The sequence below is a fragment of the Tissierella creatinophila DSM 6911 genome (genome assembly GCF_001940565.1).
Taxonomy (GTDB): Bacteria; Bacillota; Clostridia; order Tissierellales; family Tissierellaceae; genus Tissierella_A; species Tissierella_A creatinophila.
The window spans coordinates 18,663-43,976 of record NZ_LTDM01000012.1 but is presented as its reverse complement, the minus strand read 5'-3'; the positions used below and the strand labels follow the sequence as shown (position 1 = coordinate 43,976).

At 30.0% G+C, this 25,314-nt stretch carries 22 protein-coding genes and 1 other annotated feature; of the genes, 17 read left to right on the top strand and 5 right to left on the bottom strand.

The genetic code is table 11. The features are described 5' to 3' along the window. Positions 1-296: 296 nt before the first annotated feature. The 5 genes from TICRE_RS05015 (at position 297) to TICRE_RS04995 (ending at position 5,717) form a co-directional block, all read left to right on the top strand. Positions 297-1,538: a carboxylate--amine ligase gene (locus tag TICRE_RS05015; RefSeq protein WP_075725796.1), complete on the top strand. Its 1,242-nt coding sequence runs from the start codon at positions 297-299 to the stop codon at positions 1,536-1,538. A gap of 50 nt (positions 1,539-1,588) precedes the next feature. Beyond that, complete coding sequence (locus TICRE_RS05010) at positions 1,589-3,070, top strand: UDP-N-acetylmuramoyl-L-alanyl-D-glutamate--2,6-diaminopimelate ligase (RefSeq protein WP_075725794.1); 1,482 nt, start codon at positions 1,589-1,591, stop codon at positions 3,068-3,070. An 11-nt stretch (positions 3,071-3,081) separates the two neighbouring features. Beyond that, positions 3,082-4,164: an FAD:protein FMN transferase gene (locus TICRE_RS05005; RefSeq protein ID WP_075725792.1), complete on the top strand. Its 1,083-nt coding sequence runs from the start codon at positions 3,082-3,084 to the stop codon at positions 4,162-4,164. 21 nt (positions 4,165-4,185) lie between these two features. Continuing rightward, on the top strand, positions 4,186-4,896 hold the full coding sequence (cuyB, locus tag TICRE_RS05000; RefSeq protein WP_075725790.1) for a cysteate racemase: 711 nt from the start codon (positions 4,186-4,188) through the stop codon (positions 4,894-4,896). 149 nt (positions 4,897-5,045) lie between these two features. After that, on the top strand, positions 5,046-5,717 hold the full coding sequence (locus TICRE_RS04995; protein WP_075725788.1) for a ribonuclease H1 domain-containing protein: 672 nt from the start codon (positions 5,046-5,048) through the stop codon (positions 5,715-5,717). Here TICRE_RS04995 and TICRE_RS04990 read toward each other — a convergent pair. Continuing rightward, positions 5,710-6,144, bottom strand: coding sequence for a deoxycytidylate deaminase (locus TICRE_RS04990; RefSeq protein ID WP_075725786.1), 435 nt, complete (start codon positions 6,142-6,144; stop codon positions 5,710-5,712). The two genes, TICRE_RS04995 and TICRE_RS04990, sit on opposite strands and share 8 nt — an antisense overlap. A 232-nt stretch (positions 6,145-6,376) precedes the next feature. Between TICRE_RS04990 and TICRE_RS04985 the strand changes: the two genes are divergently transcribed. Then, positions 6,377-7,582 carry a patatin-like phospholipase family protein gene (locus TICRE_RS04985; RefSeq protein ID WP_075725784.1) on the top strand — a complete coding sequence of 402 codons (1,206 nt, stop codon included), beginning with the start codon at positions 6,377-6,379 and terminating at the stop codon, positions 7,580-7,582. A gap of 62 nt (positions 7,583-7,644) precedes the next feature. On the opposite strand, the gene TICRE_RS04980 is transcribed toward TICRE_RS04985, so the two are convergent. The 3 genes from TICRE_RS04980 to TICRE_RS04970 all read right to left on the bottom strand — a co-directional run bounded on the left by TICRE_RS04980 (position 7,645) and on the right by TICRE_RS04970 (position 10,438). Beyond that, positions 7,645-8,385, bottom strand: coding sequence for a CAP domain-containing protein (locus TICRE_RS04980; protein WP_075725782.1), 741 nt, complete (start codon positions 8,383-8,385; stop codon positions 7,645-7,647). A gap of 134 nt (positions 8,386-8,519) precedes the next feature. Then, positions 8,520-9,743 (bottom strand): tyrosine--tRNA ligase, encoded by a 1,224-nt coding sequence (tyrS, locus tag TICRE_RS04975; protein ID WP_075725780.1) that lies wholly within the window; start codon positions 9,741-9,743, stop codon positions 8,520-8,522. 47 nt (positions 9,744-9,790) lie between these two features. Next, positions 9,791-9,993 (bottom strand) — a binding site (T-box leader). Positions 9,994-10,060: 67 nt separating this feature from the next. After that, positions 10,061-10,438: a class II SORL domain-containing protein gene (locus TICRE_RS04970; RefSeq protein WP_075725778.1), complete on the bottom strand. Its 378-nt coding sequence runs from the start codon at positions 10,436-10,438 to the stop codon at positions 10,061-10,063. A gap of 138 nt (positions 10,439-10,576) precedes the next feature. Here TICRE_RS04970 and TICRE_RS04965 point away from each other — a divergent pair, with 138 nt between their 5' ends. The 4 genes from TICRE_RS04965 to TICRE_RS04950 all read left to right on the top strand — a co-directional run bounded on the left by TICRE_RS04965 (position 10,577) and on the right by TICRE_RS04950 (position 14,853). Beyond that, entirely contained in the window at positions 10,577-11,719 is a 1,143-nt protein-coding gene (locus TICRE_RS04965) for a THUMP domain-containing class I SAM-dependent RNA methyltransferase (RefSeq protein WP_075725776.1), read from the top strand. Between the two features lie 14 nt (positions 11,720-11,733). Beyond that, positions 11,734-12,258 carry a cob(I)yrinic acid a,c-diamide adenosyltransferase gene (locus TICRE_RS04960; RefSeq protein ID WP_075725774.1) on the top strand — a complete coding sequence of 175 codons (525 nt, stop codon included), beginning with the start codon at positions 11,734-11,736 and terminating at the stop codon, positions 12,256-12,258. Between the two features lie 136 nt (positions 12,259-12,394). Next, positions 12,395-13,531 (top strand): SpoIIE family protein phosphatase, encoded by a 1,137-nt coding sequence (locus TICRE_RS04955; protein ID WP_075725772.1) that lies wholly within the window; start codon positions 12,395-12,397, stop codon positions 13,529-13,531. A 14-nt stretch (positions 13,532-13,545) separates the two neighbouring features. Then, positions 13,546-14,853: a glucose-6-phosphate isomerase gene (locus TICRE_RS04950; protein WP_075725770.1), complete on the top strand. Its 1,308-nt coding sequence runs from the start codon at positions 13,546-13,548 to the stop codon at positions 14,851-14,853. Positions 14,854-14,889: 36 nt separating this feature from the next. On the opposite strand, the gene murC is transcribed toward TICRE_RS04950, so the two are convergent. Continuing rightward, complete coding sequence (gene murC / locus TICRE_RS04945) at positions 14,890-16,305, bottom strand: UDP-N-acetylmuramate--L-alanine ligase (protein ID WP_075725768.1); 1,416 nt, start codon at positions 16,303-16,305, stop codon at positions 14,890-14,892. 470 nt (positions 16,306-16,775) lie between these two features. Between murC and spoVG the strand changes: the two genes are divergently transcribed. The 7 genes from spoVG (at position 16,776) to spoVT (ending at position 25,307) form a co-directional block, all read left to right on the top strand. Beyond that, positions 16,776-17,060 (top strand): septation regulator SpoVG, encoded by a 285-nt coding sequence (gene spoVG, locus TICRE_RS04940; RefSeq protein WP_075725766.1) that lies wholly within the window; start codon positions 16,776-16,778, stop codon positions 17,058-17,060. 114 nt (positions 17,061-17,174) lie between these two features. Next, a complete protein-coding gene (gene glmU, locus TICRE_RS04935) occupies positions 17,175-18,557 on the top strand; it encodes a bifunctional UDP-N-acetylglucosamine diphosphorylase/glucosamine-1-phosphate N-acetyltransferase GlmU (protein ID WP_075725764.1) in 1,383 nt (460 codons plus the stop codon). Between the two features lie 31 nt (positions 18,558-18,588). Beyond that, a complete protein-coding gene (locus TICRE_RS04930) occupies positions 18,589-19,536 on the top strand; it encodes a ribose-phosphate diphosphokinase (RefSeq protein ID WP_075725763.1) in 948 nt (315 codons plus the stop codon). Between the two features lie 16 nt (positions 19,537-19,552). Further along, positions 19,553-20,116: an aminoacyl-tRNA hydrolase gene (pth, locus tag TICRE_RS04925; protein ID WP_075725761.1), complete on the top strand. Its 564-nt coding sequence runs from the start codon at positions 19,553-19,555 to the stop codon at positions 20,114-20,116. Positions 20,117-20,169: 53 nt separating this feature from the next. Beyond that, a complete protein-coding gene (mfd, locus tag TICRE_RS04920; protein ID WP_075725759.1) occupies positions 20,170-23,664 on the top strand; it encodes a transcription-repair coupling factor in 3,495 nt (1,164 codons plus the stop codon). 44 nt (positions 23,665-23,708) lie between these two features. Beyond that, positions 23,709-24,668 carry a SurA N-terminal domain-containing protein gene (locus TICRE_RS04915; RefSeq protein ID WP_075725757.1) on the top strand — a complete coding sequence of 320 codons (960 nt, stop codon included), beginning with the start codon at positions 23,709-23,711 and terminating at the stop codon, positions 24,666-24,668. An 87-nt stretch (positions 24,669-24,755) separates the two neighbouring features. After that, positions 24,756-25,307 carry a stage V sporulation protein T gene (gene spoVT, locus TICRE_RS04910; RefSeq protein WP_075725755.1) on the top strand — a complete coding sequence of 184 codons (552 nt, stop codon included), beginning with the start codon at positions 24,756-24,758 and terminating at the stop codon, positions 25,305-25,307. The last annotated feature ends 7 nt before the right edge of the window (positions 25,308-25,314 follow it).

Sequence of the window (25,314 nt, the reverse complement as noted above, 5' to 3'; positions counted from 1 at the left end):
TTTTAAATGTAAAAACTGTAGTTACCAATCTAATGATGATAGAATTGGAGCTATGAATCTTTGGAGAAAAGGTATTGAGTATATAGAAACTAACTCCAAAGAGACCGTAGAGTAAACTTTGTGGTCTTGGGCTACTGTCAACTAGCCTATCGTAACCTACGCTTGAGGAAGGAGATACAGAGTATCGTTTGTACTTCGTGTAGTAGAGTTACAAGCTTCCATCCTCTTTAGGTGGGAGTAGTTGACACTTACTATAGATGGTTGTTAGGAGAAACTTAAAGTATGGAGGAATAAAAATGAATTTAGACGAATTTGATTTAAATAAAGATAATTTAAAGATTCAGCCAGTTTTACTAGGAGGAGATATAAACTGTTATAGCGTAGCAAGAGCTTTTCATGAAGCTTATGGTGTAGCGTCTATTGCATTTGGAAGGATTGAACTGGGAGCTACTCAAGATAGTAAAATAATTGACTTTAGGATAAACAAAAATATGGATAAAGCAGATGAGCTTATAAAAACACTTATAAAACTTTCTAAAGAAATTAGAAAAGATGAGAAAGTTCCTATTTTAATGGGATGTACAGATGAATATGCAGAACTTATAATTGACTATAGGGATACTTTATCCGAGATTTATATAACTCCATATATAGATAAGGAATTAAAAGATAAGCTTATAGAAAAAGAATCTTTTTATAAGATGTGTGAAGAAAAAGGGCTCTATTATCCAAAGACATATATATTTTCTAAGGGAGATAAAATAACAGATTTTGAATTTAGCTATCCTGTTATAATAAAACCATCAGATAGTGTACTATATTGGCAATTTCCATTTGAAGGAATGAATAAAGTATATACTGCTAAAGATAAAGATGAATTTGTAGAGATTACAAATAAAATATACTCAGGAAAATATGATAAGAATCTAATAATACAAGACTTTATACCTGGTGATGATTCTCATATGAGAGTTCTTACCTGTTATTCAGATAGAAATGCAAAAGTTAAAATGATGTGTTTAGGTCATGTGCTTTTAGAAGAACATACTCCTACAGGTATTGGAAATCATGCTGCTATAATAACAGAATATGATGAAGATCTTATGAACAAAATAAAAAGATTTTTAGAGAGCATAAACTATGTAGGATTTTCTAACTTTGATATAAAGTTTGATTCAAGAGATAATAAATATAAATTGTTTGAAATCAATTTAAGACAGGGAAGAAGCAATTTTTATGTGACATCATCTGGAAATAATATAGCTAAATATGTAGTCGAAGATAGAATTTTAAAAAAAGATTTAGAATTAAAACTTCAAAAAGAACCATTTTATTGGCACGTGGTACCAAATGGAGTGGTGTTTAAATATGTAAAAGATGAGAAACTAGTTAAAAGAGTAAAAAAACTTATATCTGAAGGTAAAGAAGCTACATCTTTTGGATATAATAAAGACTTAAGTGGGAACTTTAAAAGAAGTCTTTATGTTTTCCTATATAACTTAAATCATTTTAAAAAGTATAAAAAATATCTAGGATAATAAATAATAAAACAAGAATATAACTTAATAATATTTAACGGGAGAAAATGATGAAATTAAAAGATATATTAAAAAACATTGATTTTAGTTCAGATAAAGAGCTAGTAGAATTATATGATATAGAAATAGAAGATATATCATATAATTCAAATAATGCAAAAAAAAACTATATATTCGTGGCCATAGAAGGTGAAGTAACTGATGGACACAAATATATAGATAGTGCATATGAAAATGGTAGTAGGATATTTGTATTAAGTAAGGAGATAGACTTGCCTAAAGGATGCATAAAGATTTTAGTAAAAGATACTAGAAAAGCTTTATCAAAGATGTCTGCTAACTTATTTAATAATCCTTCAAAAGAACTTAAGATTATTGGAATAACTGGAACTAAGGGAAAGACTACTACTAGTAATTATATTAAAGCTATACTTGAAGCTGGGGGACATAGCACAGGTATAATTGGTACAAATGGAGTGTTTTATAAAGATATAGTGGAAGATACAGAAAATACAACGCCTGAAAGCTACGAAACACAGAGAATTTTAAGGAAAATGTTAGATAATGGTATAGAATATGTAGTTATGGAAGCCTCTTCAGGTGGTCTAAAAATGAATCGTGTAGAAGATGTGGAGTTTGATTTAGGAGTATTTACAAATATATCTAAAGATCATATAGGTCCTAGAGAACATCCTGATTTTGAAGATTATCTTAATTCTAAATTAAGATTATTTAAACTGGCTAAACATGGAATTGTAAATATAGACGATAAATATGGTCAATATATAATAGATAATGCTACCTGTGATATTGATACAATTTCAATAGAAAAAGATTCAGATTTTAAAGCTAAAGACATAGAAATATCTAAAGACATAGAATCTCTAGGTTCTAATTTTGTGTGTGCAACTAGAGAAGATGAATATGACTATTATATTTCTTCACCAGGTATTTTTACTATATATAATGCACTTTTAAGTATAGTAGCTGTTACACACTTTGGAATTGATTATAAAGTTATAAAAGATGCGTTAAAGGATATAAAAGTAAGCGGAAGAGTAGAACTTTTACCTCTATTAGATTATGCACATATTGTATTGGATTTTGCTCATAATGGAGTAAGCCTTAAAAACATAGTTGAAACTTTAAAAGACTATAAACCAAATAGACTGATTTGTATGACAGGCTCTGTGGGAGGAAGATCTAATGTAAGAAGAAAGGAAATGGCAGATATTGCAGCTAAAGAATGCGATGTATGTATATTGACATCAGATAATCCAGACTTTGAAGATCCTATGAACATAATAAACGAGATGGCTCAGTCTTTTGAGGGTTCTAATTGTTTAGTAATAAAAGAGGCAGACCGAAAAGAAGCCATTAAAAAAGGAGTAAATATGTTAAAGAAAAATGATATATTATTGCTTGCAGGAAAGGGTCATGAAACTTATCAGCTGGTAAAGGGTGAAAAATTATATTTTAATGATAAAGAAGAGGCAATAAAGTCTGTCAATGAACTTCTTGGGAGAAAATAAGAGGTGATGGGATGAAAAAAGGTTTATTATATTTTTTAATATTGATTCTTAGTTTATCCTTTTTAACTGGATGCACTAAAGATAAATATAAAAAGTATGAAGATAGTTTTTTCGATACATTTGATACTGTTACACAGATAATAGGATATGCTAAAAGTGAAGATGAGTTTGAAGTTTATATGGATAAAATCCATAGTAGGTTTTTAGTACTTCACAAACTATTTGATAAGTATAAAACTTATGAAGGAATAAATAATATTAAGACTATAAATGATAATGCAGGAATAAAACCTGTGAAAGTGGAAAAAGAGATTATAGATTTAATCATCTTTTCTAAAGAATGGTACTATAAAGTTGGAAAAGAAACAAATATAGCCATGGGTCCGGTAATAAATATTTGGTCGAAATATAGAGATAAAGCAATTGAGAATCCTAAAAATGCAAAAATCCCACCTATGGAAGAGCTTAAAGAAGCATCTAAACACACTGATATTGAAAAAGTAATAGTAGATAAAGAAAAAGGCACTGTGTTTTTAGAAGATGCTAATATGTCATTAGATGTAGGAGCCGTAGCAAAGGGATATGCAGTAGAACTAGTAGCCCGAGAGATAGAAAAAGAGGGACTTGGATCGGTACTTATAAGTGGTGGCGGAAATATAAAAGCCATAGGAAAACCTATGGAAAAGACAAAAGAGAAATGGGGTATAGGTATTCAAAACCCCGATAAAGATTTGATAGACACAGGAAGCATACTTGAAACTCTATTTGTAAAAGATTATTCGGTAGTAAGTAGTGGAGATTATCAAAGGTACTTTATAGTAGATGGAGAAGTTTACCACCATATTATAGATCCCGATACTTTGATGCCAGGAGATTATTATAGAGCAATTACAATAGTTACTCCTGATTCAGGAGTCGCAGACTTCCTATCTACTTCAGCTTTTTTACTTCCATTAGAAGAAAGCAAAAAGCTTATAGAATCCATTGATGATACAGAAGCGTTTTGGGTTATGAACGATGGAAAGATAGAGACTACTAAAGGAATGGAAAAGATAATGTTAAGCAAAGGGGCTACGGGAGGAAAAGGGAAATAAAGATTAAAAGGCGGAATGTTTATGCAAGTACTTGGAATTTTAGGTGGAATGGGACCATTAGCCACTGTGAAATTATTTGAGATGATCGTGTCTATGACAGATGCAAACAATGATCAGGAACATATTCATATAATAGTAGACAATAATACTAAGGTTCCTGATAGAACTTCATTTTTATTAGATAAAAACAAAGAAAATCCAAACCTTTTATTGATAGAATCGGCTAAACGTTTGGAAAAAGCAGGCGTAGATTTAATAGTTATGCCTTGCAATACTGCTCATTATTATTATGAGGAAATAAAATCATATATAAATATACCATTTTTAAATATGATAGAAGAAACTGCTATTTGGATAAAAGAAAATTATCCAAGTTTAAAAAAGATAGGTCTTCTTGCAACTGATGGAACTATAAAAGCTGGGATATATGATGAAATATTTCTAAAATATGATATAGAGATAATAACACCTTCTAAAGATAAACAAAAGTATATATATGAACTTATATATAATATGAAAGAAAATAAAAATCAAAAGAGTTTAGATGGAATTTATAGTGCAATGAGTGAGATCGAAAACGAAGGAGCAGAAATATTTATTGCGGGGTGCACGGAAGTTTCTGTTGCACTAAATACTTTTAAAATAGAGGGCGAGTTTGTAGACCCTATGAAAATAATATCAGAAAAAGCTATAAAGCTTGTAGGTGCAAAACTAAAGGATAAAAACAACTAGAAACATTTAAAATTCTAGTTGTTTTTTAAATCTATAGTACAAATTCTATAATAACTAAATATAATAATAGATAGTTTACGAATAAAATGGATATCTATATTATAGGGAAAATTTTAAGATATAATATTAAAACAAAGGGAGAATAGTAGATGTCTAAATATTTTTATGCTGTAAGAATAGGAAATGCTCCAGGGGTATATACTACTTGGAGTGAGTGTGAAAGAGAAGTAAAGGGGTTTAAAGGTGCCCAGTATAAGAAGTTTAAAACATATCAAGAAGCTTTAGGTTTTGTAGAAAATAAAACTAGTATTCCGTTACAAGATAATATAGAGGGAAAAGAATTAGAAGAAGAAATAAAAGAAGAGATAAAAGAAGATGAGGAAAAAACTATATCAGAAGATGAAATGGTAGCATATGTAGATGGAAGCTTTGATCTTTCTACCATGACTTTTAGTTATGGAGTTGTTATTATAACCAGTGAAGATATAGAAACATTTAAGGGTATAGATAGAGATGAAGAACTTGCTAAAATGAGAAATGTTTCGGGAGAGCTAAAGGCGGCCATGGTAGCGATGGATATTGCAATAGATAAAGGATATAAAAAACTATTTCTCCATTATGATTATGCAGGAATAGAAAAATGGGCTATAGGAGAATGGAAAACTAATAAAAATGGAACACGTGCTTATAAACAATATTATGATTGTGTAAAAGGAAAATTAGATGTAAAATTTGTTAAAGTTGCAGCTCATACAGGTGTAAAATATAATGAATTAGCAGATAAATTGGCTAAAGAAGCAATTGATGAAAGCTTTATTTAAGGGATAATTTTTCGATATTTATACCATTTATATTTAAAAGTTCCATTGCATATTCGTCAACTCTATAATCGTTTTGGAAGTATATTTTTTTAATTCCAGCTTGAATAAGTGCTTTAGTACAATTTAGACAAGGAAAATGAGTTACGTATGCTGTGCAATCTTTTACAGAAATACCTTCCTTGGCACAATACAAAAGTGCATTTATTTCTGCATGAATAGTTGCTATACAGTGGCTATCTCTTATTTTGTGTCCTATATCATCGCAGTGAGGGTTCTTCTTAACAGAGCCATTGTAACCGGTAGATACTATTCTATTATCATCATTTACTAATAGACACCCTACAAGAGCCCTATCACAAGTAGAACGTGTGGCTACTAAATTTGTTATTTCCATAAAATATTCTTTCCAACTTTTTCTATTTGACATAAGCTTTCCTCCGTTTAATAATATTTTTCTCATAAATGGATAAGTGCAACCTTAATTTACTCCGTAGGACTAAAATGCGGAGTACCCGCGGTACAACATTAATTTACTCCGTAGGACTAAAATGCGGAGTGCCTGCGGTACAACAAGGCAATCAGAAAAGCATCTGATACAAGTTTTCTTTATATAAAAATTATACCATAAAAACATAGCATAGGATAGGAGATGATTTTTTATGTATGGCTTAGTTTTAGAGGGAGGTGGAGCTAAAGGTTCTTACCATATGGGGGTTTATAAGGCAATATTAGAAGAGGGTATAGAGATAAAAGCTATAGCTGGAACATCTATTGGTGCATTAAATGGTGCTATGATAGTACAAGGGGATTACGAACTTGGTTTAGAACTGTGGAATAATATTTCATATACTGATATTATACAAGCTAATGAAGAAGAGATTGATAGAATAATTAATTCTAAGCTAAAATTGGAAGACCTTAAACATTTGTCAAAGAAACTCCTTTCTTTGATATCAGATAGGGGTTTTGATATATCGCCATTTAAGCAAATGATACAAAAGTATTTAGATGAAGAAAAGATTAGAAATTCACCAATAGACTTTGGGGTTGTAACGGTAAATATTACAGATTTTGCTCCCATAGAGGTCTTTGTAGAAGATATTCCCAATGGAAGTGTTGGTGATTACCTATTAGCTTCTGCATACCTACCTATTTTTAAACTTGAAAGACTTGGCGGAAAACTTTATTTAGATGGAGGATTTTATGATAATTTACCTTTTAAATTGTTACAAAAAAAAGGCTATAATGACTTGATCTTAGTTAGAACTCATGCTAAGGGACTTATCAGGAAACCGCCTAATAGTGGAAATGTGATAATAATTTCACCTTCAAGAGATATAGGAAGATCGTATATATGTGATAGAGACAAGGTAAAAGAAAATATAAATATGGGTTATTATGATGCTTTAAAGATATTTAGAGGTTTAAAGGGAAATCTATATTATATAAAACCTAAAGTTGAAGAGTATTATATTCGTTATTTACTAGATTTAAGTGAAGAAAGAATTAAACAAATATTAAAAGAGCTCAATATAAATGCGCCTCCTACCAAAAGGGTACTCTTTGAATATATAATTCCAAAGATTGGCTCGTTAATGGGCTTAAAAGAAGACTTTAGCTATGAAGAACTATTGATAGCTTTACTCGAGAAAAAGGCAAAAATGTTAAAAGTGGAAGAATTTCAAATATATAGTTTTGAAGATTTGCTTGAAGAGGTAAGAACTGTAGAACCACCAGAAGAAGAAAATGTAGATAATGTAAAATCTATAGAAAAATTTTTAGAAAAAGTTGATTTGTCAAAGTATTTTAATAAAGAAGCATCTATATTAGAAATTGCAAATATAATATTTATGAATGAGCTATAATTTCATATAAGAACTCACCTAGAAATTATCTGATAATTTCTAGGTGAGTTCTTATATGAAAATTAATTTGTAAACATCTGTGTCCAGTAAATCGTTCCATTTGAAGAAGTAAATGAACCTACTCCTATAGTATTAAAACTAGAATTTAAAATGTTTTCTCTATGACCTTGTGAATTCATCCATCCTTTAACTACAGATTCTGCTGAATTATAACCCTTTGCTATATTTTCTCCTGCTGTTTTGTAACTTATTCCAAATGATTTCATCATATCAAATGGACTTCCATACTTTGGTGATTGATGGCTAAAATAATTTCCTTCTGCCATATCTTGTGACTTTAGTCTTGCAACATTAGATAATTTATTGCTAGGGGTAAAGGCCGAAAGAGAGTTTTTTTGCCTTTCAATATTTACAAGTCTTACAACTTCTGCTTCCATTTGTGATAGCCCTGTTTCTGTTGAAGGCACTTCTGGCTTAGGTGTTTCGGGTTTAGAAGGCACTTCAGGTTTAGGTTCAACCGGCTTTGGTATTTCTGGAACACTCGGCACTTCAGGTTTAGGCATCTCTGGTTTTGGTTTTACTGGTACTGATGGTACATTGGGTTTTACTATTGTTCCTGGTTTATTCCATATGTTCACATTCCAGCTATAATTATAATCTCTATTTGTATATGTATCATAGAAATTGGAATCCACCTTATAATTTGTAAACTTATTATAATTATAGTTAGATGCAGAAGCTACATTACTCCCTAACATAATTATACCTAAAGATAAAAATAATACTTTGAATCTTTTTAACATAATATTCCTCCTAAATTAATTTTGTAATAATTTTGTAACTTTTTAAAGTATAACATTTAATTTAAGGAGGATAAACCCTCAAACTATGGTTTATAAGGAAATTTATGTAAAAAAATACAAGCTCTAATTAGAGCTTATATTTTTACTTGATGATAAACTTTTTTACCTTTTTTGATTAAGATTTTTCCATCGTTAAAGTCTTCTAATGATATATTTTTATCTATTGAATTTACCTTTTGATCATCTATACTGATTCCACCTTGTTCAATGAGTCTTCTACCTTCACTATTAGACTTTATAAGACCTAACTCTCTTAATAAATCTAATATACCGATCCCTTCTTCAAATATTGAAGAACTCATCTCTGTAAATGGTATAGAACCTTGCTCATCTCCTCCTTTAAATAGAGCTTTTGAAGCATCTTGAGCGGCTTTTGCTTTTTCTTCGCCATGGATAGAACGTGTTACTTCAAAAGCTAAAATTTCTTTAGCTTTATTTATTTCAGCTCCTTCTAAAGCTCCCAATCTTTTTACTTCTTTCATAGGAAGGAATGTAAGTAGGCTTAAGAATTTTTCTACATCTCTATCATCTGTATTTCGCATATACTGGAATAATTCATAAGGAGGGGTCTTTTCTTCATCTAACCAAATGGTTCCAGCTTCAGTTTTACCCATTTTAGTTCCAGAAGCAGTAGCTAAAAGTTTAAAGGTCATTGCATATACCTTATCTTCTTCTATCTTTCTAACTAATTCGTATCCACCTATCATGTTTGACCATTGGTCGCTACCGCCAAGTTGCAATTTACAATTATAATCCCTATATAGTTTTAAGAAGTCATAAGATTGCATTAGCATATAGCTAAACTCGAAAAATGTAAGTCCTTTGTCTATTCTATTTTTATAGCAGTCAAAGTTAAGCATTCTATTTACATTAAAATGAACTCCGATGTCTCTCATAAACTCTAAAAAGTTTAAATCAAGTAGCCAATCTGCGTTGTTTACTATAATAGCTTTTCCTTCTCCAAAATCTATAAAGTTGCTAAGTTGATCTTTAAATTTTGAAGCATTATAATCTATCATCTCACGTGTTAATATCTTTCGCATATCTGTTTTTCCAGAAGGGTCACCTACCATAGTAGTACCTCCACCTAGAAGTGCTATAGGTCTATGCCCTGCCTTTTGCATATGAATCATAACCATTATTTGCAAGTAATGACCAAGGGTTAAACTATCTGCGGTAGCATCAAAACCAATATAAAATGGAACTGATTCTTTTCCTAAAAGTTCTCTTAATTCTTCTTCAAAAGTAACTTGGTCGATATATCCACGTTCTTTTAAAATGTCAAAAACATTTTCCATCTAAATTCTCTCCTTTAAAATAAAATAAAAAAAGGGCATTTCTCTCCTAAAAGGACGAGAAACACCCGTGGTACCACCTTAATTTGCATAAAGCCTCAAGTTTTCCGTAACGTGGAATAAGACGCAATAGTAATTGCTATTGAAACTCTAGATATGTAATTCACTTTAAATTAAGTTATAGACATTCCACCAGTAGTCTATTCTCTATATTTAACTAAATTAAGCTACTTTTATCCTTCACAGTTTTATATTAATTTACCCCACTGCACTATATAAGTATACTAATATATTTTCTTTTCTTTGTCAAGAATAAAGATTTAGCCTTCTACTATTAATTCTTGACTATTTTCCCAAAGACCATGAATATTGCAATAGGAAGTTGCAAAGATAGTTCCAGATTTTTCAGTATTAAATCTTACACTCATATCTGAAGATGTAAATAGTCCATTTTCTCCATGGGCTGAGAAATTATAAGTACCTATTTCTACTGGGAATTTAGAGCCTTCTGCTAAAAAATAAATCTTTATCCATGCTATATGATGTTCTAATGTGTTAGGATGAGGTATTTCTTCTCCTATAATAACTTTAACTTCTACTTCTTCGCCTTTTTGTATAGTTTCAGGCGCATGAATTACAGGGACGTGCTTTTCGCCTTTCCAATCTCCACTTTGATATAAATTTCCAATACTTTTCATAAAAAAACCTCCATAGTTGTTTATATTTTACCGCTTAATAGTATTCTTACCCAAAATTATTTATAAAAAACTAAAATAACTTTTTATTGATAAAAATATGAGATATAATAAACATATATTTAAAAGGAGAGATAATTGATGAATAATATAGAACTTATTGCAACAACTACATTTGGCTTAGAGGCAATAGCCAAAAGAGAATTAGAAGCGCTTGGATATAAGAACTTAAAGGTTGAAAATGGTAAAGTTATATTTTCGGGAAGTGAAAGAGATATCCCTAAAGCAAATATATGGCTTAGAACTGCAGAGAGGATACTTTTAAAGATGGGAGAATTTAAAGCATTTTCTTTTGATGAATTATTTGAAAAGACTAAAGCACTTCCATGGGATGAGTGGATAGAAGAAGATGCAAACTTTGTAGTAGAAGGAAAAAGCATAAATTCCAAATTATATAGTATATCTGATTGTCAAAGAATAGTAGAAAAAGCTGTAGTTGAAAAATTAAAGACAAAATATGATGTGGATTGGTTTCCAAAAACTGGAGCAAAGTATACTATAGAGGTTGCTTTGTTAAAGGATGTAGCAACGCTAACAATAGATACCTCAGGTGCTGGTCTTCACAAAAGAGGATATAGAGATAGAGCTGGAGATGCTCCTATCAAAGAGACTTTAGCTGCTGCTATGGTGCTTTTAAGTTTCTGGAATAAAGATAGAGTTTTATTTGATCCTTTTTGTGGATCAGGAACAATTCCCATAGAAGCTGCTATGATTGCAAGAAATATAGCTCCAGGACTTGACAGAAATTTTGCAGCAGAAGAGTGGAGTAGAGTTGATAAAAGTTATTGGGCTGAAGTAAAAAGAGAAGCTATGAAAAAAATAGACAACGACACCCAGCTTCAGATACTTGGTTCAGATACAGATAAAAGATCTATATTAAGAGCAAGAGACAATGCTGCAAATTTAGGACTTGAAGATGATATACAATTTTTTATGAAAGATATGAGAGATGTTGATTTAAAAGATGAATACGGTGTAGTAATTACAAATCCTCCGTATGGTGAAAGAATGGGAGAAGTAGAAGAAATTAATATGCTCTATAAAGACTTTGGTGAAAAGTTTAAAGAACTTAAAACTTGGTCAGTTTATGCAATTACTTCTAGTAAAAACTTTGAGGCGCTATATGATAGAAGAGCTGATAGAAAGAGAAAGCTTTACAATGGGAGGATTGAAACTACTTATTACCAGTTTTATGGTCCAAGGCCTGATAAAGGATTAAAATAGAAAGGAAGATTAAAATGGATATATATACTAAAACAGGAGATAGAGGAAAAACTTCTTTATATGACAATACAAGACTCTTCAAAGATGATATAAGGGTAGAGAGTTATGGAACAATCGATGAACTCATATCTTTTCTAGGTATAGCTAAAAACTATGTAGATGATAAAGAAATATATAATATACTAGAAGAGATACAAAATAAGCTATTTACTGTAACTACAAATTTAGCTACAAAAGATAAAACAAAGATTAAATTCTATATTGAAGAAATAGATATAAAAAGATTAGAGGAAATAGTAGATATATATATGGGAAGACTGGATAATCCTAAAGGTTTTATAGTCCCGGGTTCTAGTAAAAAATCTGCATACGTTCATGTTGCTAGAACTATATGTAGAAGAGGAGAAAGAAGAATTATAACTCTTGCAAGAAACGAAGATATAGATCAACTAGTGATAAAGTATGTAAATAGATTATCTGATACACTCTATGCAATAGGAAGATATCTAGAAGAAGATGAAATAAAAGTAAAATATTAATTTAAATTGATCTTTATCTATAGAAATAATTTATAATATAATATACAATGATAATATAAATAAAAATTTATCAGATGTGGTTTTAATCCTCATCTGACCTAAGCTATCGGATAAAATAAACGAATTGGGTGAGTGTATGTTAAAAGAAACTGATTTTATAAAGATAGATAAAAGATCGGAAAAATTAGATTATGGAAAGCTCAATTACCATGTCTTAGAAGGTATGGCTGATTGGGTTAGAGTTATAGATGAAGATGGTATAGTGATTTATGCAAATAAGGCTATGAAAGATGATTTAGGTGAAGATATTATTGGTAGAAAATGTTATGAAGTTATTTGTAATTCTAAGGCTTGTCGTAGTTGTATTACTAATAGAAGTATGGCAACAGGTGAAATAATACAAAAGGAAGAAATCATACAAGGGAAAACTTATTCTGTTAAAAGTTCTCCTGTAAAGAATTCAAAAGGTGTTATAATAGCTGCAGTAGAAGTGTTTAGAAATGTAACGCGTGAAAGAAAACTAGAACTAGAACTTATAAACAAAAATAGAAAGATGAATAGTGATTTAGAGTTTTCTAAAAGGCTCCAACAAAAGATGCTTCCTAAAAATGGAAAGATAAGAAATGTAAATTTAGATTATATATATAAACCTTCTGAGACATTAAGTGGGGACATGTTTGACATCTATACAATAGATGAAGAACATATAGGGGTTTATATAAGTGATGTTGTTGGAAATGGAGTGGCAGCTAGTCTTATGACTATGTTTATTCGACAAACTATGAGGGTTATGACAGATGACCCTGCTAGTCCATCAGATAGATTACAAGAGCTTCATAAGAGGTTTTTAAGCCTTAGTTTAGAAGCTGAATACTATTTTACTATATTTTATGGAATCTTAAATACTAGAACGAAAAAATTTAGATATGTAAATGCTGGTCATAATTGTATGCCTATAAGATATAATATAGAAAAGGATATAATAGAGGTAATAGAAAATAAAGGATACCCAATTTCTTCACTACTAAAGAAAATCACCTTTAAAGAGAAAGAGATACAAATAGATTCAGGGGACAAAATTCTATTTTATACCGATGGAGTAACAGAGGCAAGAGATTATTCAGGTAGAGAATTTGGAATAGAAAGGCTTATTGATGTGATAAAAACAAATCCTGATGAAATGCTTAGATCTATAGAAGATACAGTATTTAAACATAGCTTTGGAGAAATAGCAGATGACTTTGCACTAATGCTATTAGAAATATTATATTAAAGGGGGATGATTTTATCATAGATATTAAATTTAATTATGAAGATTCTTTTATAACAAAAGAAGAAATTGAAAAATTAAAACCATTTGTAAATATAAGTCATAACTTACTTCATGAAAAAAGTGGTCCTGGAAACGACTACTTAGGATTTATGAATTTACCCAAAGAATACGATAGGGAAGAATTTAACAGAATAAAAAGTTCGGCTAAAAAAATCAGAGATAATTCAGATATATTAATTGTAATAGGAATAGGTGGCTCATATTTAGGTGCTAGGGCTTGTATAGATGCTTTAAGTCATAACTTTTATAATAGCTTAGAAAAGGAAAAAAGAAATGGACCTGAAATCTATTATTTAGGAAATAGCATTTCAACATCTTACATGCTTCATTTACTTGAGCTAATAGAAGGCAAAGATATAAGTGTAAATGTTATATCTAAATCAGGAACTACTACAGAACCTGCTATAGCATTTAGGGTTCTAAAAGAGTATATGGAAAAAAGGTATGGAAAAGAAGAAGCTAAAGAGCGAATATATGCGACTACTGATAGAGAAAAAGGAGCTTTAAAAGAATTATCTGATATAGAAGGTTATGAAACTTTTATAATTCCAGATGATGTAGGAGGAAGATTTTCAGTGCTTACTCCCGTGGGACTTCTACCTATTGCTGTAAGCGGTATAGATATAGAAAAGATCATGGAAGGCGCAAAAAATGGTATGGAAGAATATTCTAATGAAGATTTAAATAAAAACATAGCTTATAAATATGCTACTGTAAGAAATATATTATACAATAAAGGCAAAGAAATTGAAATACTTGTAAATTATGAACCATCTTTAAATTACTTTTCAGAATGGTGGAAACAACTCTATGGTGAGTCAGAAGGAAAGGATGGAAAGGGGCTTTTTCCTGCATCTGTAAACTTTACTACTGATCTTCACTCTATGGGGCAATTTATACAAGATGGAAGAAGAAACTTATTTGAAACAGTTATAAGCATAGAAAATCAAGGTGAAGATATATTTATAAAAGCTACAGATGATAATTTAGATGAGTTAAACTTTTTAGAGGGAAAGAGTTTAAACTTTATAAACAAGAAAGCTCTTGAAGGCACAAAAGAAGCTCATGTAAAGGGAGGAGTTCCAAATTTACTCATAACAATACCAGAGTTAAATGAGTTTTATATTGGAAAGCTAATCTACTTCTTTGAAAAAGCATGTGCAGTTTCAGGTTATCTTTTAGGAGTAAATCCATTTGATCAGCCTGGGGTAGAGGAATATAAAAAGAATATGTTTAGACTTCTTGAAAAGCCAGGATACTAAAAAATGCATTAGGTTTATATAAACCTAATGCATTTTTTATACAACAGCTTTTTCTAAGATGTCTATGCTTTTAATATTAAGTAGAGATTCTCCCACCAAGTATATATTTCCCGCTCCCATGGTAAGAATTATATCACCTTTTTTAACCTTTAAAATTAAATAGTCTTCTACTTCTTTAAAAGTAGAAAGATAAATAGAGTTTGTTCCTTTCTCTTTTATCTTTTCTGATAAATCTCTAGAATGTATTTCTCCTGTATCTCGTTCTCTAGCGGCATATATATCAGTTATAATTACATTGTCTGCAAGTGTAAAAGAATCTGAAAAACTTTCAAGCAATGCTTTAGTTCTTGTAAATGTGTGGGGTTGAAATATGCAGTATAATTCTCCGCCCTTTTTATTATTCAAAGCTTCAAGTGTTGCTTTTATCTCAGTTGGATGATGAGCATAGTCGTCTAATACATCTATTCCACTAAAATTTCCCTTGTATTCAAGCCTTCTATGAACTCCACCATAAAGACTCATATATTTTAATATCTCTTCTATAGGAACACCATAAGTATCAGCTGAGGCCATACTTGCTATTGAATTATAGATATTGTGTTTACCCATAACTTTTAGTTTTATTGGGAACTTGCCTTTTCCTTTGATATTTAAGTTAAAAGAAGGATAGCCCTCTTTTGAAAATTTAATATCTTCAGCTCTATAATCTGCATCCTTTTTAATACCAAATGTTATAACTTTTGCTTTTGTGCTATCTATAACCCTTCCCATGTGAGGGTCATCTATATTTGCTATAAGATAAGAATCTTCTTTTAAATTTTCCCCATATTCTACAAATGTATCTACTATATGATTAATATTTTTAAAATAATCTAAATGATCTTCATCTATATTTAGAATAATTGCCATTGTAGGAAAATATTTCAATATATTTCCTTTATATTCACAAGCTTCAGTTAAGATATAATCATCTGAATCTATTTTTACATTTCCACCTATATCATCTAGTTGACCGCCTAAAAGTACTGTGGGTTCCAAATTTCCATGATTTGTAATACTTGCTAACATACTAGTTGTAGTAGTTTTTCCGTGCGTTCCAGAAACTGCTATAGAATATGTATAGTTTTTCATTAACGCACCAAGAAAACTAGCTCTGTCTATAGTTTCTATATTTGACTCTTTAGCTGCATTTAATTCTATATTGTCATTTGAAATAGCATCTGTATAAACTATTAAATCTGCACCGGAGATATTTTTCACATCATGATTTAAAAATACAACTGCTCCTAAACTTTTAAGTCTTGTAATTATAGAACTATCATTTGAGTCAGTACCGGTTACTTTATAGCCTTTGTTTAAAAGGATTTCGGCCAGGCCACTCATACTTATTCCACCTATTCCTATAAAATGTATATGGTTATGGTCTCTAGATTTTAAATTAAATTCAAACATAATTATTTCCTCCTGAATTTCTATTTGTATTTTATTATTACCAAGTTATATTTTAATATTATTGTATTCTAGTATGAAAAAAATGTCACTGATTGATTATATCATATCAAATTTAAATTTAAAGAACAATTTTAGACATATTTTAAAAAAGTCATAAAAATTTAAAAATAATCAAAACAAAAAGAAGGAATTTCAAAAGTTTTATAGAATAGTTTAAGTAAGCATTATCAGGTGGCTTACAATCTTACTAAAACAGAGATTTATACCTATAGCATTTCTGAATTTATTCCTAGATATAGTATTATTGGAATATTGTATAGCCACTAGATAAGTGTTAGTTTTGCTCTTTGCAAAGCATCTTATGCAAGTTTTCTTTATCCTGCAAAGCTAGATAAGTAAGAGTCTTGCAATCAGAAAAGCATCTGATACAAGTTTTCTTTAAATTGTCTTATGAAAGGTGGTGAAAGAGAGTGGAAGTTACAGATGTAAGAATTAGAAAGGTGACTGAAGAATCTAAGATGAAAGCTATTGTATCTGTTACTTTTGATGATGAATTTGTAGTTCATGATATAAAAGTAATAGATGGTCTTAATGGTATATTTATTGCTATGCCTAGTAGAAAGATGGCTGATGGAGAATTTAGAGACATAGTTCATCCTATTAATGCCACCACAAGAAAGAAAATTCAAGATGCAGTATTTTTAGAGTATCACAAAAGCTTAGCTGAATTAGAAAATTTGGTTACAGCAGAGTAAGATAGAGCCCTTATGGCTCTATTTTTCTTTTAAAATGGATAAAAGTATAGACATATCTTATAAATAGTATAAAATAAGAGTAGATAAGAAAAATTTGAAAGATGGAGTGGGAAGATGGATATTTCAATTATACTTGCAGCAGGTGAAGGAACAAGAATGAAATCAAAAATGCCTAAAGTACTTCATAAGGTATGTGGGAAACCTATTTTAGAGTATGTAATAGATGCTAGCTTAGGTGCTGGAATAGAGAAAAATATTGTAATAGTAGGACATGGAGGCGACATTATAAAGGATTTCTTCAAAGAAGAACCGATCACATTTAAAAATCAGCCTTTAGGAAAAGACGCTCCATATGGAACAGGATTTGCAGTTATGCAAGCAATAGAAGAGATAAAAGATGAAGATACAGTTGTTATTCTTTGTGGAGATACACCTCTTATAACTGAGAAAAGCATAAAACTTTTATTAGATTATCATAAAACAGAAGGTTTACATGGAACAGTTCTAACAACACTATTGGATGATGCAACAGGATATGGTAGAATAAAGAGAGATGTCTATGGTAAGGTTTCTAATATAGTAGAAGAAAAGGATGCAACAGAACTTGAAAAAGAAATTAAAGAAATAAACTCAGGGGTATTTTGCTTTAATGGAAAAGTTTTGAGATCTTTTTTAAAAAAGCTAGATAACAATAATGCTCAAAATGAATATTATATTACAGATATAATAGGTATCTTAAAAGAAGAAGGATATAGTTTAGGTGCAGTTATTATAGAAGATAAAAATGAAATTCATGGCGTTAATTCCAGAGAGCAACTTAGTTTTAGCGAAAAACTAATGAAAAGCAGAATAAATAACTTCCATATGAGAGAAGGAGTTACAATTATAGACCCGGAGAATACTTATATTGGGAAGAATGTCAAAATAGGAAGAGATACTGTTATTTACCCTGGAGTTTTCTTAGAAGGAGATACAAATATTGGAGAAGATTGTATTATAAGAGGAAATACAAGGGTTTTTAATAGTGATATAGAAAGCTTCGTGAAAATTGAAGGTTCAGTTATAGAAGATAGTACAGTAGAGATGGGAGCTTCACTAGGTCCTAATGCTCATTTAAGACCTAAAAGTTATATAGGTAAAAATGTACATATAGGTAATTTTGTAGAAGTTAAAAATGCTCGTATTGGAAACAACTCTAAGGCTGGACATTTAGCTTATATAGGAGATGCTATAGTAGGTGAGAATGTAAATATAGGATGTGGTGTTATATTTGCAAATTATAATGGGATAGAAAAATCTCAAACTATAGTAGGGGACAATTGTTTTATTGGGAGTAATTCTAATTTAGTTGCACCTGTAAAGATTAAGGATTGGGGATATGTTGCTGCAGGCTCTACCATTACTAAAGAAGTAGAAGAGGGTTCTTTATCAATTGAAAGAGCTACTCAGGTAAATATAAAGGGATGGGTAGAGAGAAAAGGATTAAAAAACAAATAATACATTGAAAACTTAGGAGGAAAAATTAAAAATGCAATTGCTTAGAGGAGAAATAAAACTTATTACAGGTAACGCCAATGTTGATTTAGCTAAAAAGATAGCTGAAAAATTAGGAAGAAAGATTGCTGATTCTCCAGTAAAAACCTTTTTAGATGGTGAAATAAACCTAAACATAAGCGAAACAGTTAGAGGACAAGATGTTTTTATAATTCAGCCAACTTGTAGTCCAGTAAATGATAATTTAATGGAAATCTTAATTTTAATAGATGCAGTTAAGAGAGCATCTGCAGGAAGAATAAATGCAGTTATTCCTTATTATGGATATGCTAGACAAGATAGAAAGACGAAGGCTCGTGAACCTATCACTGCAAAACTTGTAGCAAATCTTTTAACTACAGCAGGAGCTGATAGAGTTATTACAATGGACTTACACGCGGGTCAAATACAAGGATATTTTGATATCCCAGTAGATCATCTAACTGGCATTCCATTACTTGCCAATTATTTTAAAGATAAAATTGGAAAGGATGCTGTGGTTGTTTCTCCAGACTTAGGTGGAGTAACTCGTGCACGCCGTTTTGCAAATATACTAGATCTTCCAATTGCTATAATTGAAAAAAGAAGACCAAGACCAAACGAATCTGAAGTTATGAATATTATAGGAGATATAGATGGTAAAGATGTTATTTTAGTAGATGATATAATAGATACTGCAGGAACCATTACAAGTGCAGCAACTGTATTAAAACAACAAGGAGCTAAAAAAGTTTATGGTTGTGCAACTCATGGTGTACTTTCTGGTCCTGCTATAGATAGAATTTGTAATTCTGAACTAGACAAATTCGTTATAACTGATACTATCCCTTTAAAAAGAAATTGTGAAAAAAATAAAATTGAAGTTGTAAGTGTTGCAGAAACCTTTGCTGAAGCTATAAGAAGAATAAATGGCAACGAATCTATAAGTATAATATTTGATTAGAGCAGGAGATGATTTTTTGTATGTAGTTGTAGGTTTAGGTAATCCTGGAAAGGAGTATACTAATACTAGACACAATATAGGATTCAATACAATAGAGTTATTAGCTAAAAGAAATGATATAAAATTAAACAAATTAAAGTTTAAAGGGGTTTACGGAGAAGGAACTATTGGAAGTGAAAAGGTACTTTTAGTAAAACCACAAACCTATATGAATAATAGTGGAATAACAGTAGGAGAGATTGTTAGATTTTATAAACTGCCTATTGAAAACTTAATTGTTATAGTAGATGATATAGATATAGAATTCTCTAGCATAAGAATAAAGAAAAAAGGTAGTAGTGGTTCTCATAATGGATTAAAATCTATTATTTATCATTTAAATGATGATAATTTTCCGAGAGTTAAAATAGGAATAGGCAAAAAACATGCTAATGAGGATTTAGCAAACTTTGTACTGGGTAACTTTTCTAAAGAAGAAACTTCACCAATAGAAGAAGCGGTGCTAAGGGCTTCAGAAGCTGTTGAAACTATTATAAAAAGTGATATTAATAAAGCTATGAATAGCTATAATAAAAAATAGATATAGCCCAGGGGAAATTCCTGGGCTTAAAAAAGTTGTGAAGGAGTAAAATGATGAAAGACTTTTTAATTGACCCTTTAAAAAATTTAGATTCTTATAAAAAGATATTAGAGACAGTAAAAGATGGTATAAGTCCTATTGCAACTTATGGAATCATAGATGAATCTTTAAGCCAAATTGTTATGGGCTTGAACATTCACACTAAGAATCAAGTTCTACTTATAACTGAAAATGAACAAAAAAGTAGAATGATTTATGAAGATATTATAAATCTTTCAAGCCTAGATGTAGAATTACTTCCACAAAAAGAGACATTTTTTTATGATATAGATATATCAAGTGATGAAAATTTAAATCAGAGACTAAAAGTTATTTCAAAACTCAACCAGGGTGATGATTTTATAATAGTAGCTTCTATAGAGGCTTTATTAGATAAAATGGTAAAAAAAGATGTATTTGAAGAATTTACTTTAGAAATAACAAAAGATTCTATAATAGATTTAAGAAGTTTTTCACAAAAACTAATTTTATCTGGATATGAGAGAACTGCTACAGTAGAAGGAGTGGGATCTTTTAGTATAAGGGGTGGTATATTAGATATATTCTCTCCAGAGTCAGATTTTCCATATAGAATAGAGTTATTTGATGATGAAGTAGATAGTATTAGAAAATTTGATATAATAACTCAAAGATCACTAGATAGAGTAGATGAGATAAAAATTTCTCCAACAAAAGAAATGCTTATACTCGATAGAGATAGAGAGTTGATAATAGATTCGATAAAAAAGGATTTAAAATTATATAAAAAAAATGAAAAAATATTAGATAAATTTAATAATTATATAGAACTGTTGAAACAAGAATCTAGTTTAAAAAATAAAGATATAATAACTCCTTTTATTCCTAAGGAAAATTTAAGCTCAATTATAGACTATTTAAAAAAAGAAGCCATAATATTTATACAAGAGCCTCAGAGAATAGAGAATAAGTTTAAAAGATTAAATGAAGAAAGAATGCTTAAGATTACAGATTTACTAAGTGCTGGAGAGGTTACTAGGCGTCATATAGATACAAACTATAGATATGAAGAAATAATACCTTCTATAAAGGAAAGAAGTGTCATTACCAATAGTGTGATTTTAAAGGGAGAAGCATATTTTCATCCAAAAGCAATATATAATTTTTCAATGAAAGCAACTAATAGTTATCATAGTAAGATTGATTTACTCGTTGAAGATTTAAATCATTATAAATATAGAGGTTATAAGATAATCCTTCTCTCTGGAACAAAGGAAAGGGGGCTTAGGCTTAAAAAATCTCTAGAGGATTTTAAATTTGAAGCTAGTTTTTCCCAAGATAGAGAAAAGGAAATAAAATCAAACCAAGCAATCATAACTCCAGGAAGTATTCATGGAGGATTTGAATATTCAAATCTAAAATTTATAGTCATAAGTGATAAAGAAATATTTGGAGCTCAAAAGAAAAAACTTCAAAAGACTAAGAAAGAGAAACAGAAACAAACTATAAACTTAGGAGACTTAGAAGTAGGTTCTTTTATAGTGCATGAAAATCATGGAATCGGAAGATATGAGGGGATAGAACAACTTGATATCCAAGGAGTAAAAAAAGACTATCTCACTATAAGGTATAAAAATGATGACAAACTTTATATAGCAATAGATCAAATGAACTTAGTTCAAAAGTATATAGGCTCTGATACTATAAAGCCCAAATTAAATAAACTTAATAGTGTTGAATGGAAAAATACAAAAGCTCGTGCAAAAAAAGAAGTAGAAGATATGGCAGTTGATTTATTAAACCTTTATGCAAAGAGGGAGAGTCAAAAAGGATTTAGCTTTAGCAAAGATACAATTTGGCAAAGGCAATTTGAAGACCTCTTTCCCTATGAGGATACACCTGGACAGGCGAGTTCTTCCTTAGAAATAAAAAAAGATATGGAAAAGGAAAAACCTATGGATAGACTGCTTTGTGGAGATGTAGGTTATGGTAAGACTGAAGTTGCACTTAGGGCTGCTTTTAAAGCTATAATGGATGGAAAACAGGTAGCAATACTTGTGCCTACTACAATTCTAGCTCAACAGCATTATAATTCCATGGTGGAGAGATTTAGTGATTTTCCTATAAATATAGGGCTATTAAGTAGATTTAGAACACCGAAACTTCAAAAGTTAACAACTGAAGGATTGATGAATGGGAGTGTAGATATAGTAGTTGGAACCCATAGAATATTATCTAAAGATATAAAATTTAAAAACTTAGGGCTTTTAATAATTGACGAAGAACAAAGATTTGGAGTTAAACATAAAGAAGTTCTAAAGGAACTAAAAACAAATATAGATGTTCTTACTTTAACTGCAACACCTATTCCTAGAACACTGCACATGTCACTTGTAGGAATAAGAGATATGAGTGTTATAGAAGATCCACCTGAAGAAAGATATCCTATACAAACATACATAGTAGAGTTTAATCCTCAGATGATAAAAGATGCAATATTAAAAGAAATGTCAAGGGGAGGTCAAGTTTACTTTGTTTACAATAGGGTTGAAACAATAGATAAAATGGCTAACGAAATAAGAAAACTAGTTCCCCAGGCTAGGATAGTGATAGGTCACGGTCAAATGGGAGAGAGACAACTTGAAAAAGTTATGATGGATTTTTTAGATAAACAATATGATGTATTAGTTTGTACTACTATTATAGAAACGGGACTTGATATACCAAATGTAAATACCATAATAGTATATGATGCAGACAAGATGGGTTTATCGCAACTTTATCAACTCAGAGGAAGGGTTGGAAGAACTAATAGAATGGCCTATGGATACTTTACTTATCAGCCCAATAAAGTATTATCTGAAGTAGCAGAAAAAAGGCTTCGTGCTATCAAAGAATTTACTGAGTTTGGATCAGGCTTTAAGATAGCTATGAGAGATTTGGAGATAAGAGGTTCTGGAAATCTTCTAGGGCTTAAACAACATGGTCATATTGAAGCGATAGGCTATGATTTATATGTAAAGTTTTTAGGAATTGCTATTAGAAGATTAAAAGGTGAAGAAGTAGAAGAAGAAATAGAAACTACAGTAGATCTAAAAGTAGATAGTTTTATACCGTCTAAATTTATAGAAGATGAAGAAATAAAAATAGAAGTTTATAAAAAAATTGCAGTAATTGAAAACCTAGATGACTATAGTGAACTATTAGATGAACTTATAGATAGGTTTGGAGATATTCCAATTCAGATAGAAAACCTTATGAATATATCTTTAATAAAATCAATTGCAAATAAAAACAAGATAAAAAACATTATTCAAATAGATGACAGATTAAAAATAGAACTAGTTACAAATAAAGATATGCCACTTCCGCTAATAAATGAGCTATCAAAAGAATATGGTAAAAAACTTACATTTAGCTTATCAGAAAATCCATATCTAGAGTTAAAGATAGAGGGAGATATATTAAAGATAATAAAAGAATTCCTTGAAAAAATTAATGATTTCAATAAAGAGGAAAATAATGTATAATAAATAAAAGAAGTACAAGTTAAACAAAAGAAAGGATGTTTTAATTGCACAAACTTAAAAGAAAAGGTTTACTCTTTATATTTACGATTATAGCAATGTCTATTATAATAAATGGATGCACTAATAAAGCACCTGAAGGAGTAGTTGCAACTGTAAATAAAGAGGATATAAAAAAAGAAACTTTGGATAGAGAATATAGTATTGAAGCTAATCTAGTTCAAAAACAATTAGGAGAAGGAGTTTTGGACCAAGTAGGCCCAGATGGGAAAATATATAAAGACAGTCTTAAAGATAGTGTTTTAAGTAAGCTAATAATAGAAAGAGTAATTCTTCAAGATGCTAAGAAAAATAAGATAGAAGCAACTGAGGAAGAAATAGATACTCAGATAAATAATATAAAAGAAGGCATGGGTGGAGAAGAAAAGTTAAATGAATTTATAAAAGATTCCGGAATAGATAAAGACTATTTTAGAAATTATATTAAAAAGCAACTACTAGCACAAAAACATAAAGAAAATTTTATTGAAAAATTCAATCTAGAGGATAAAGACGCAGAAAAGTTTTTTAATGAAAATAAAGAAAAGTTAATAATTTTAAAGGCTAGACATATATTGGTTGAGACAGAAGAAAAAGGTAATGAAATCTTAGAGAAGCTAAAAAATGGTGAAGATTTTAAAAAACTAGCAATAGAAAACTCTCAAGACACAAGCACTCCATTAGCTGGTGGAGAATCTGGATATTTTTCTAGAGGATATTATCCAGAAGAATTTGATAAAGTTGTATTTGGATTAAAAGAAGGAGAATTAAGTCCTTTAATCCATACTGAAATAGGTTATCATATAGTAGAATTAGAAGAGAGAAAAGATACTTTTAAAGCGTTGAAGTCTGACCTTACACCATATATAAAAGAAAACAAATATGATGAATATATTAAAAAATTACAAGATGATGCAAAGATAAAAAATTATGTAAAAAAAGAGAATAAAGATAAAGAAAAGAAATAAATTTAGCAAGTTTTATAAAATACGAATAAAATCTTCCATTTAGTGAACAATAAGTTTACTATATTTACTCTTAGAAGGAGGATTAATTTGAAAGCTACAGGAATAGTTCGTAGAATAGATGATTTAGGAAGAGTTGTTGTACCAAAAGAAATTAGAAGAACTTTAAGAATAAGAGAGGGTGATCCTCTTGAAATATTTACCGATAGAGAAGGTCAAGTTATACTTAAAAAATACTCTCCTATTGGAGAATTAACTGAATTTGCTAATGAGTATTGTGAATCTCTTAATGAAAATACAAGTTATATTTCTATTATAACAGATAGAGATAATGTTATAGCAATTTCTGGTGGTTCAAAAAAAGAGTTTTTAGAAAAGAGGATTAGTCCAGATTTAGAAAAGATAGTAGAATCTAGAGATACTTTTATAACTGACGAAAAAAATCTTCCTATAAAACTTTTATATGAAGATGAGAGTCCAGAAGTATATACAGCACAGGTTGTTTGTCCCATTGTAATGCAAGGAGACCCTATTGGCTCCCTAATTTTACTCTCTAAAGACAAAGAGAAGACCATGGGGAATTTAGAAAAAGTATTACTAGAAACTGCTTCAAAGTTTTTAGCCAAACAATTAGAACATTAATACCTAC